The sequence below is a fragment of the Bifidobacterium sp. VU/mBH4 (B4) genome (assembly GCF_058199535.1).
This window is the reverse complement of record NZ_JBVPQJ010000004.1, coordinates 27,577-38,318: the sequence shown is the minus strand read 5'-3', so window position 1 is coordinate 38,318 and position 10,742 is coordinate 27,577. Positions and strand designations below refer to the sequence as shown.

The following is a 10,742-nucleotide window of genomic DNA, read 5'->3' as shown; positions in this document are numbered from 1 at the left end:
ACGATGAACCAATCGGTCAAAGATTTGGGGAAATAAACCAACACCATATCCAACAAAGGAGTACATATGAGTGCAAATGCATCAACAAAACCACGTATTGCCATGACGTTCGGCGATCCGGCCGGCATCGGCCCTGAACTTGGCGTCAGGTTGCTCGCTGATCCCAAAAACCGCAAGTCCGCTGACATCTATGTTTTGGCTGACAGGGTTGAGGTGGAGTCCGCGGCCGAGAAAGCCGGTCTGGAAGTCCCCATTGCTGATCAACCTAATGATGATGCGGTAGCCGTTCTCGACGACCATTCGCTGCCTGAAACCGCTATCCCTATCAAGCAAACATCCAAGGAAGCTGGTGAGCGCGCACTGCATCAGCTCAGTCGCGGACTGGATCTAGCGCGCAATGGCAAAATTGAAGCCATGGTCTTCATGCCGCTGAACAAGACCAGCCTGCACCTGGGCGGCATGAACGAGCTCGACGAGCTCCGTTGGTTTGCCAAGAAATTGGACTTCGATGGATTTACGAGTGAAATCAATATCATTCCAGGATTGTGGACTTCAAGGGTGACCAGTCATATGGGACTCAAGGACGTGCCGGGCCGTATCACCAAGGATGGTGTGGTCAGCGCTATCACTCTGCTGCACAACTTGTTGCATGACTCGGGCATAGCGGAACCCCGCCTTGGGGTTTGCGCTTTGAACCCCCATAATGGCGAGAACGGCATTTTTGGCCGCGAGGAGATTGATATCATTCGTCCTGGTATCGAGCAGGCGCGGCAGGCCGGCATTAACGTGGAGGGAACCTATTCGGCTGACACCATATTTATTGGTGCCAAGGACCGGTATGACGGTGTCGTGACGATGTACCACGATCAGGGCCAGATCGCTATAAAGCTGATGGGCTTTGACGGTGGAGTCACTGTCCAAGGCGGTCTTCCTGTCTTCATAGATACGCCTGCTCATGGAACGGCATTCGATCTGGTTGGAAAGAACAAGGCCAACATCACTTCAAGCCAGAATGCCTTCAACATTGCCTGCGCTATCGGATCAAGCAGGGTGAATCGCTGATCGTCAAGATCTTACCGACTGTCAGGTGAAGAGGATCGACAACGGATGTGATCCATTTGCCTGACTGTTCGACGTGCCCCGGCATCCTCTTGATTTCGGGGCCGTCTTTTGGTCATACATTCAAGGAAAGAGTGTCATGCTTCCAGTTCTCAGCGGCATTGCCGCCATCATTGTTTTAATAGTTCTGATTGTGTACTGCAAACTGCATCCCTTTGTGGCGCTCATCATCTCATCTTTGGGCCTTGGTTTGGTCAATGGCCTGGGCACGGAGAAGACCGTCAAATCCTTTACTACGGGGTTCGGTTCTCAGCTGTCCACCACCGGTATCGTGATAGGTTTGGGAGCCATCATCGGTGGGATGCTCGTCAGCAGTGGCGGAGCCGAACGCATAGCCAACGTGATCGTGGGCAAGAGCAAGAAGGCTTTGATCCCTCTTGCTGTAGGTTTGGTGGCTTTGATCATCGAATTGCCCAATTTGTTTGAGGTCACCTTCGTGCTCCTCATTCCAATTGTGTTCTCTGTGGCTAAGAGGACTCATACCAGTGCGCTTTACGTAGCCATTCCTATGGCCGCCGGTATGATGACCGCCCATGGTCTGCTTCCTCCCGGCCCTGCAACCGTCATCGGTGCAGGTGCAATCGGAGTGGATCTCGGGTTGGTGTCCATGATCGGCATCGTAATCTGCATTCCTGTGTTCGCGGCCGGTGTCTGGCTGTTCCCCAAGCTCATGCAACGGTACTACCTTCGTTATCAAGTAAGCGATGGCTCTGAGTACGCCACCAAGGACGATGACCTGGCACAGGCTCCCGGCATACTCAAATCACTGCCTTCGGTTTTGCTGGCTCCGGTTCTGCTGATCATCGGCACCATTGGCAAGGCGGTCTTCTCCAAGGGCTCCGTCGGTTATGTGATTACGCAATTCTTTGGCAATACAGTGGTCGCCTTGCTCCTGTCGGCCTTGTACGCGCTGATCTTCCTGGGACTCGGCTCGGGTATGACCGCCAAGAAGACGTTGAGTCAGAGCAAGACCAGTCTCAAAGGTGTGGTCAATGTTCTGCTGATCATTGGCGCAGGCGGTGGCCTTAAGGAAATGCTGCAGAGCACTGGTCTGAGCGATCAAATAGCGACAACCACAGCCAAGTGGGCCATTCCCACCGTTCTGCTGGCTTGGCTTATCGCTGCGCTCTTCCGTGTCGCTCTTGGATCCGGCACGGTCGCTGTGGCCGCTGCGGCGGGCATCGTGGCTCCCATGGTCGCACAAGCAGATGATTTGCATAAGGCACTGGCTGTGTTAGCCATCGCCGTAGGCGCGATGATCTTCTCTCATGTAAATGACGGCGCCTTCTGGCTCTTCCAGGAGTATCTGGACATGACCGTTCCTCAGACGCTGAAGACATGGAGCTTCTTGGTGACTGTCCAATCGGTGGTAGGTCTGATTGCTCTGCTGCTGGTGGATGCCGTCATAGGCGTTGTGGTATAGCCCGCTAGCCCGCTACGTCGATATTCGAGATTCAAGGAAAGGTGAAAGATAATGAGACTGGCGTTTGGAGCCGATCCTAATGCTGCAGGGTTGAAGAATGTGCTCATGGAGGAGGCAAGACGTCTAGGTCACGAGGTGATCGATTTTCCTACCGATGATCCGATCTACGCCAACGTGGCCATCGCCCTTGCGCAGTCTGTGGTTAGGGGCGAAGCGGATCGAGGAGTCCTGCTTTGCGGGACGGGTCTAGGCGTTTCGATCTCGGCCAATAAAGTGCCGGGAGCCTATTGCGCTTGCGTATCGGACATATATCAAGCCGAGCGTGCCCGCCGCAGCAATGATGCGAACATCATCGCCATGGGAGCTCAGGTTCTGGGGCCCGAAACAGCCAAATCCCTGTTAAGGGCTTATCTGGACAGTGAGTTCGATCCTGATTCCAGAAGCGGCCCGAAGGTGGCGCGCATCCGCGAATTTGAGCTTCATCAGCAATGATGAATCCGTGGGCGGCAGATAGTCAATTTTAATAGCGCAGAGTGGGGAAGATGAACAAGCCGATTGTAGCTATAAGCCTGAAAATGTATTTTACAAGAAAACAGACACTGGCATATTGTCGACGATTAGCCGATCTTCTCAATGCCGCAGCCCTTCCACTGGACAAGGTGACGATGGCGGTTTTGCCGGATTACCTTACGGTGGAGCAGGCTGGGCAGGCCCTGCTGTCCACGGATGTTCATCTTGGTATTCAGGATGTATGCGATCAAGATCGTGGCCCGTTTACTGGAGAGGTCTCACCCCGGGATGCTTTTGATCTGGGTGTGACCGTGGCCGAAGTGGGTCATGAGGAACGCCGTCGCCTGTATGGGGAAGATGATGAACTCATTGGGCGGAAGGTTCGTGCATGCTGGCGCAATGGATTGACACCCCTGCTGTGTGTGGGTGAGCTTAGCAACCACGGTCCTGAGGCAGCCGCTGATTATTGCTTAAAACAGATCGAAATGGGGCTGGGTGAGAAGCCTGACCTTCCAGCCTGGATTGCATATGAACCCGTCTGGGCCGTCGGAGCTTCCCGCCCCGCTCCAGTTGAATACGTCCAAGAGGTATGTTCGATTATCAAAAACAAGCTTGGCCCCCAATGCCACAATTTGTCGCTCATATATGGAGGGGCTGCTGCTCCGGGATTGTTGACTGAGCTATGGCCAACTGTCGATGGGGTCTTTCTAGGCCGTTTCGCGCATGATCCCGCTGCTTTCCTGGAAGTCGTGAAAGAGGCCTGGCGCCTGATCAGCCAGGACTCGGAGGTCCAGAACGGTCAGAGTTGACCGCTTATCGGCATTGTGCTAATATATCCAACGGCTTGAGCAATCAAGAAAGCGGGTGACCCACCTGGAAGTCTCTCATGACTTCGGGTTCGAGGAGTGGCGATATTCTGTTGTATTCTACAGAATCGCTCATGAACGCGGAAGCGCGTCGTTTACAGCGATGGTCTTTTCGTCTGGACTCATGTGGATCGGCTGCAGGCAGTGGATGTTGTGGTATTTGAGAAGGAGTCATCATTAGCGACGAACCAAGGATTAACGACGATATACGAGTGTCTCAGGTACGCCTGATCGGGCCCAACGGCGAACAGGTGGGAATCATTGCGACCTCCGTCGCCCTCAACCTGGCCAAGGAGGCCAACCTTGACCTGGTCGAGGTTGCGCCCAAGGCCAAGCCTCCGGTCGCCAAGCTCATTGATTACGGCAAGTTCAAATACAACGAGAAGATCAAGGCTCGTGAGGCGCGCCGCAATCAGAGCATGTCGGAGATCAAGGAGATCCGCTTCAGATTGAAGATCGACGACCACGATTTCGAGGTCAAGGAGGGGCACGTGCGCCGCTTCCTGTCCGCCGGAGACAAGGTCAAGGTCACCATCATGCTGCGTGGGCGCGAGCAGTCCCGGCCCATCGGCGGCGTGGAGCTCCTGCGCAAGCTAGCTGACGACGTCGCGGATCTGGGCTCCATCGAGTTCGCCCCCAAGCAGGAGGGGCGCAACATCATCATGACCCTGTCGCCCAAGGGCAAGAAGGTCCACACCCAGTCCGAGCAGCGTCGGCGGGGCGGCCAGGCCCGTGCCGAGCGCAAGGCCCGTCAGGCGGCCCATCTGGCTGCCAAGGCCGACAACAATACTTCTCCCAAGCAGATGAAATCCAAGGAGGGCAGCAATGCCGAAGATGAAAAGTAACTCCGCCGCATCCAAGCGCGTCCGGACCACGGGTTCGGGCAAGCTCATGCACGCCGGGACCGGTATGCGCCACAATCTGGAGCACAAGTCGGCCAAGAAGCGTCGTCACCTGTCCACTGACGAGGTGCTCGCTCCGACCCAGTCCAAGAACATGAAGAGGATGCTGGCCCGCTGAGCGGGTGCTGTCGCGTCGAGTGAGATTTTAGAAAGCTGAGGAATATCTATGGCACGAGTCAAGCGGGCAGTCAACGCGCATAAGAAGCGTCGGGTCGTCCTGGAGCGGGCGTCAGGCTACCGTGGCCAGCGCTCCCGTCTCTACCGCAAGGCCAAGGAGCAGCTGCTCCATTCATATACATACAACTTCCGGGACCGCAAGGCCCGCAAGGGCGACTTCCGCAAGCTGTGGATCCAGCGCATCAACGCCGGATGCCGCGCCCAGGGAATCACCTACAACCGCTTCATCCAGGGGCTGCGCCTGGCCGGCATCGAGCTGGACCGCCGCGCCCTGGCCGACCTGGTCGTCAACGACATCGACACCTTCAACGCCATCGTGGCCGAGGCCAAGAAGGCCCTGCCTGCCGATGTGAACGCTCCGGTCGCTGCCTGATCAGCGGACTGGGACACCCTACTGCAAGAACCTCGCCTTTCGCGGGGTTCTTTGCGTATTTGACCATTCCTCATGGGGACGGTAAGTTGATTGACGACAATGATGCCGGGAGCCGCCATGAACGATGATCACAGCGCAGACGCGTCGGCTGTATCGGCAGAATTGGCAAGTCAAGCCAGTCCACCGCGGGGCAGCGGTGGATCAAAACCAGCGGGGATCAATCGGTCGCGCCCTATTCTGCGGTCGCGGATCTTTCTCTATGTGACGGAGTTCTTCTCGGGGATGGCCGTCATGGCCGCCGAGCTGGGGGCCTCCCGCCTGCTGGCTCCGTACTTCTCGTCCTCCCAGATCGTATGGACCATCATCATCGGGACCATCATGATCGCCCTGGCCCTGGGTGCCGTCGTCGGCGGCCGCTGGGCCGACCGGAACCCTGACCCGGACAGGCTCTACCTGTGCATTCTGGCCGCGGCGGTCTGGATCGCCCTGATCCCCCTGGTCGGCAAGTATCTGATCATCCTGATCTCGGGGCTGCTGATCGTGGCCGTCTCCACCAACTTCCTGGTCCTGGCGGCCTTCATCTCCTGCCTGATCATCTTTGTTCCGCCCCTCTTCCTCCTGGGGACCATCACCCCCGGCCTGGTCAAGAGCGCCACCGACTCCCTGGACGACAACGCTTCGGTGGTCGGCCGGCTCAGCGCCTGCAACACTGTGGGGTCCATCCTGGGCACCTTCCTGCCCACCTTTGTGACCATCCCGGCCGTGGGGACCTTCGTCACCTTTCTGATCTTCTCCGGGATATTGCTCCTGGTGGCCTTGGTCTACTTCCTTTCCTCCCATGCCCACCGCCTGGCCTGCCTGATCGCCACGGTGGCCTTTGTGGTCTCGGCCGCCCTGTCGCCGATGACGGGGTTCGCCTTCTGGGAGAAGGGCCTGGCCTACGAGGGCGAGTCCATCTACAACTACCTGCAGGTCAAAACCCTGGCGGACAGAACCATCCTCTCCACCAACGTCCTCTTCGGCGTCCAGTCGGTCACCATGAAGCATCCCGGAATGACTGGCATGTACTACGACACGGCCCTGGCTGCGCCGCTCATGGCCGAGCAGGCCCGCTCGGCCCTGATCCTGGGCATGGGGACCGGGACCTACGCCCGGCAGCTGAGGCGGTACTATCCCCGGATGGCCATCCAGGGGGTGGAGATCGACCAGGCCATCAGCAGCCTGGCCATCAAGTATTTTGATCAGCCCGCCGATATCCCGGTTTCCACCTATGACGGCCGGGCCTGGCTGGCGGCCAGTGGCCAGCGCTACGACCTGATCATGGTCGATGCCTATCAGGACATCACCATACCCTTCCAGATGAGTTCCACCGAGTTCTTCACCCTGGTCAGGAACCACCTGAATCCGGGCGGGATCATGGTGGTCAACATGAACATGATCGACGACGGTCAGGGGTCCATCAATGCGGCCCTGACCAACACCATCACCAGAGTCTTCGGATCCGATGCCATCCTGACGGCCGACGTGCCCCAGACCACCAACCGCGAGCTCTTTGCGCGCCGCCCCTCTTCCGGGAATTGCTCGGGATCAGGAGTGGATACCCAGGGCAAGAAGGCGGCGATGGGGGACTACCCGGGTTCCGACCTGTTGTCGGAGGCTGCCGCCAGGGTCAGCCCTGATCCTGACCTGTCGGGGATGATGGCGCAGGTCAGCTCCCGTCTGGGTACGGTTGGGAATGCCAAGGGGAGGGTATTGACCGATGACAATGCGCCGGTCGAATTGCTGGGCATGCACGCCATCGACCGGATCATCGGCAGGGAGGCCGGCCCCTACCGGCGGATTCTTCAGCAAAAAGGGATCCAGGGGCTGATCCAGGAGGTCTCTTGATCGGCCATCTTGATATCGGCCATCTTGATATCGGCCATCTCGATCCCAGGCGCGTTGGAAGCACGGGAAGAGGGGAGCGCAGCGTTAGAATATGGCCTAAAGACCAGCACTGATGAAGAGAACCGGAGGTTATGCGGTAGTGGACGGTGATCATCAGGAGGGGCTGACTGCATTGCTGGATCAGTTCCTGGCTTACACCGGTCTGGAGCGGGGTCTGGCCCCTGCCACGGTCAAGGCCTACAAGTCCGATCTGAACATGTACATCAACTGGCTGTCCGGTCGTGGCATCACCAGCCTGGAGCAAATTCACACCGCCGATGTGGAGGGCTTTCTGGCCCACCTGGCCGACGAGAGTCCAGCCAGCCGCTCGCGGAGGATGGCCGCCGTCCATGAGTGGCACCGGTTCGCCCTCAAGCAGGGGGTGACCGACCAGGATGTCTCTCGTGCCGTCAAGGCTCCCAAGGGCACCTCGGCCCTGCCGGATGTGCTTGACGTGGACCAGGTGACCCGGCTGCTGGATGTGGCCGCCATGGGCGGGTCCAAGGATCCGGTGGTCCTGCGGGACAAGGCCCTGCTGGAGTTCATGTACGCCACCGGCTGCCGGGTCTCGGAGGCCGTCGGCACCGATCTGGAAGACATGGACCTTGACGAGCGTGTGGTCCGTCTGACCGGCAAGGGCGACAAGCAGCGTCTGGTGCCCATGGGCTCCTACGCCTGCCAGGCCATGGAGGCCTACCTGAATCTGGGGCGGTCCAGCCTGTGCGATCGGGCCACCAAGGGCAGGGAGCTGCGAGCCGTCTTCCTGAACAAGCGGGGCAGGCGGCTGACCAGGCAGACCGTCTGGCAGGTGGTCAGGGATGCCGGCCGCCGGGCGGGCCTGAACAGACCCCTGCACCCCCACACCCTGCGGCACTCCTTCGCCACTCATCTGCTGGAGGGAGGCGCCGATGTGCGTTCGGTCCAGGAGCTGCTGGGCCACGCCTCGGTGACCACGACGCAGATCTACACTCATGTCAGCCCCCAGGCCCTGATCGAGACCTACCAGACGGCCCATCCCCGCGCTCGCTGACCCGCCAACCCGCGAATGCGGCCGGAAACTTGATAGGGTAGAAGCATGCCTACGGATTTGTTAGGGCGCGAGTATGAGACGTTCGCTGCCCCGGAGCCTTTGAAACAGCACGGCCCGGCCCGTGTTCTCGCCATGTGCAACCAGAAGGGCGGCGTAGGCAAGACCACCTCATCCATCAACATCGCCGGGGCCCTGTGCCAGTATGGGCGTCGGGTGCTGATCGTGGACTTCGACCCCCAGGGCGCAGCCACCGTGGGCCTGGGCATCAACGCCAACAGCGTGGACAACACCATTTACACCGCCATGTTCGACACCTCCCTGGATGTTCACGAGGTGGTCCGGCACACCCGTTTCGACGGTCTGGACATCATCCCGGCCAACATCGATCTGTCGGCCGCCGAGATTCAGCTGGTCACTGAGGTCGGCCGGGAGCAGGCCCTGGCGGCCACCATCCGGCCCCTGCGGCAGGAGTATGACGCCATCATCATCGACTGCCAGCCCTCGCTCGGCCTGCTGACCGTCAACGCGCTGACTGCTGCGGACGGGGTCATCATTCCCGTGGCGGCCGAGTTCTTCGCCCTGCGCGGCGTGGCCCTGCTCATGCAATCCATCGAGAAGGTCCGCAGCCGCATCAACCCCGACCTGCAGATCTACGGGGTGCTGGTCACCATGTACACCAAGACCCTGCATTCGGACGAGGTGCTTCAGCGCATCTACGAGGCCTTCAAGGGCAAGGTGCTGCACTCCATCATCAGCCGGTCCATCAAGCTGCCCGACGCCACGGTGGCCGGCGAGCCCATCACCATGTTCGCCCCCGAGCACAAGACCGCCAAGGAGTATCGGGAGGTCGCCCGGGAGCTGATCGCCCGCGGCATTGTGGCGTGAGCGGATCATCGGACGGCTTCGCCGTCGACCTGGATGTCTACCAGGGGCCCTTCGACCTGCTGCTGGGCATGCTGGCCAACCGCAAGCTCTCACTGACCGAGGTCTCCCTGGCCGCCATAACCGGGGAGTTTCTGGACTACGTGCGCACCCTGGACTTCAGCCAGGGACTGGACCAGGCCAGCGCCTTCCTGGATGTGGCCTCGGTTCTGGTGGAGGCCAAGAGCGCCGCCCTCCTGCCTGTGGAGGACGAGTCCATGCGCGACCAGGCCTCCATGGATGCCCTCCGGGAGCGTGATCTGCTCTTCGCCAGGCTTCTGCAGTACCGGGCCTTCAAGCAGGCAGGACAGGACTTTCGAGCCAGGCTGGCCGCCAACTCGGGCCGCTACCCGCATCCCGGCCATCTGGAGCCCCAGCTGGCCCATCTGCTGCCTGATCTGGTCTGGACCCTGAAGCCAGAGGACCTGGCCCTGCTCTGCGCCAACGCCCTGGTCAACGCTCCGGCCTCCCAGGTCCGGCTGGATCAGCTGCACGTGCCCTTGGTCGACCTGAACAAGGAGGCCGACCAGGTTCGCCAGGCCCTGCTGGCACAGCCCGGGCAACCGGTGGCCTTCGCCGATCTGGTCGCCTCGTCCCAGGGCCGGGCGCAGGTGGTGGCACGATTCCTGGCCGTGCTGATTTTCTTCAGGCAGGAGCTGATCCAGTATCGTCAGGATGGGCCCTACCAGCCGCTCTACCTGCGATGGGTTGGGCCGACACAGGAGCCGGAAACGGCCTTGATCAGTGAGGGGGATTTCGCATGAGCCAATCCTCGGCTCCCGACACCCGTCCCGAATATGTGGACTTCGACGTACAGGACTTTCCCGGCGGACTGACCGCCTGTCTGGAGGCCATTTTGGTGGCCACGGACCGGCCGCTGACCGCAGAGGACTTCTCCCGGGTGCTGGCCGTGGATCCGGGCCCGGTCAATGCCGCCCTGGAATCGCTGGCCGAGTCCTATAGCGACCGAGGGTTCGAACTGCGCCGGACCGCTCGGGGCTGGCAGCTGACCAGCCGGACCGCCTACCAGCCCGTGGTGGCGGCCTTCGTCAAGGACGGCCAGACGGCACGCCTCTCCCAGGCGGCCCTGGAGGCCCTGGCCATCGTGGCCTACCGCCAGCCCATGACCCGTGCCCAGGTGGGCCAGATCCGCGGGGTCAACTCAGACGGGGTCATCCGGGCCCTGCTGGTGCGCGGCCTGGTTCGCGAGGAGGGCCTGGACGAGCAGACCCATGCCGCGCTGCTGGTCACCACCAACCTTTTCCTTGAGCGGATGGGCCTGCAATCCTTGGAGGATCTGCCCTCCCTGGCCCCCTTCCTGCCCGACGAGGACTCGGCTCTGGCCCAGGCCCGCCAGGAGCTGTCCGGCCAGCTTCAGTCTCCGGATCCAGTCCAAGGTTCGCCCCAGGGCGAGGAGGAGTGATCACCTGTCACACAAGGCGGTTACACTTGTCTCTGTTTGTCCAATTCCGGGATAGCATTCACGAGAATGAGG

At 60.1% G+C, this 10,742-nt stretch carries 12 protein-coding genes; all 12 read left to right on the top strand.

The annotated features are described in order from the left end of the window. Positions 1–66 precede the first annotated feature (66 nt). The 12 genes from AC0AII_RS05995 (at position 67) to scpB (ending at position 10,670) form a co-directional block, all read left to right on the top strand. Complete coding sequence (locus AC0AII_RS05995; RefSeq protein WP_490446475.1) at positions 67–1,062, top strand: 4-hydroxythreonine-4-phosphate dehydrogenase PdxA; 996 nt, start codon at positions 67–69, stop codon at positions 1,060–1,062. A 136-nt stretch (positions 1,063–1,198) separates the two neighbouring features. After that, entirely contained in the window at positions 1,199–2,542 is a 1,344-nt protein-coding gene (locus AC0AII_RS05990; protein WP_045924138.1) for a GntT/GntP/DsdX family permease, read from the top strand. Between the two features lie 51 nt (positions 2,543–2,593). Continuing rightward, positions 2,594–3,034, top strand: coding sequence for an RpiB/LacA/LacB family sugar-phosphate isomerase (locus tag AC0AII_RS05985; RefSeq protein WP_045924139.1), 441 nt, complete (start codon positions 2,594–2,596; stop codon positions 3,032–3,034). A gap of 50 nt (positions 3,035–3,084) precedes the next feature. Beyond that, entirely contained in the window at positions 3,085–3,861 is a 777-nt protein-coding gene (locus AC0AII_RS05980) for a triose-phosphate isomerase (protein ID WP_463428372.1), read from the top strand. Positions 3,862–4,091: 230 nt separating this feature from the next. Further along, positions 4,092–4,763 (top strand): translation initiation factor IF-3, encoded by a 672-nt coding sequence (infC, locus tag AC0AII_RS05975; RefSeq protein ID WP_029676114.1) that lies wholly within the window; start codon positions 4,092–4,094, stop codon positions 4,761–4,763. Further along, complete coding sequence (gene rpmI / locus AC0AII_RS05970) at positions 4,744–4,938, top strand: 50S ribosomal protein L35 (protein WP_015021617.1); 195 nt, start codon at positions 4,744–4,746, stop codon at positions 4,936–4,938. Before infC ends, rpmI begins: the two co-directional genes overlap by 20 nt. Before the next feature lie 48 nt (positions 4,939–4,986). Further along, the gene (gene rplT, locus AC0AII_RS05965; RefSeq protein WP_015021618.1) at positions 4,987–5,370 is read left to right on the top strand and encodes a 50S ribosomal protein L20; all 384 of its coding nucleotides are present in this window, start codon (positions 4,987–4,989) and stop codon (positions 5,368–5,370) included. A 261-nt stretch (positions 5,371–5,631) separates the two neighbouring features. Continuing rightward, complete coding sequence (locus AC0AII_RS05960) at positions 5,632–7,257, top strand: spermidine synthase (RefSeq protein ID WP_490446474.1); 1,626 nt, start codon at positions 5,632–5,634, stop codon at positions 7,255–7,257. A gap of 112 nt (positions 7,258–7,369) precedes the next feature. After that, positions 7,370–8,326 (top strand): site-specific tyrosine recombinase XerD, encoded by a 957-nt coding sequence (gene xerD, locus AC0AII_RS05955; RefSeq protein ID WP_490446473.1) that lies wholly within the window; start codon positions 7,370–7,372, stop codon positions 8,324–8,326. A 45-nt stretch (positions 8,327–8,371) separates the two neighbouring features. Then, positions 8,372–9,211: a ParA family protein gene (locus tag AC0AII_RS05950; protein ID WP_101432174.1), complete on the top strand. Its 840-nt coding sequence runs from the start codon at positions 8,372–8,374 to the stop codon at positions 9,209–9,211. Then, positions 9,208–10,011, top strand: a complete 804-nt coding sequence (locus AC0AII_RS05945; RefSeq protein WP_490446472.1) for a segregation and condensation protein A — start codon at positions 9,208–9,210, stop codon at positions 10,009–10,011. The genes AC0AII_RS05950 and AC0AII_RS05945 overlap by 4 nt, the downstream gene beginning before the upstream one ends. Further along, on the top strand, positions 10,008–10,670 hold the full coding sequence (scpB, locus tag AC0AII_RS05940; RefSeq protein WP_490446471.1) for an SMC-Scp complex subunit ScpB: 663 nt from the start codon (positions 10,008–10,010) through the stop codon (positions 10,668–10,670). Before AC0AII_RS05945 ends, scpB begins: the two co-directional genes overlap by 4 nt. The last annotated feature ends 72 nt before the right edge of the window (positions 10,671–10,742 follow it).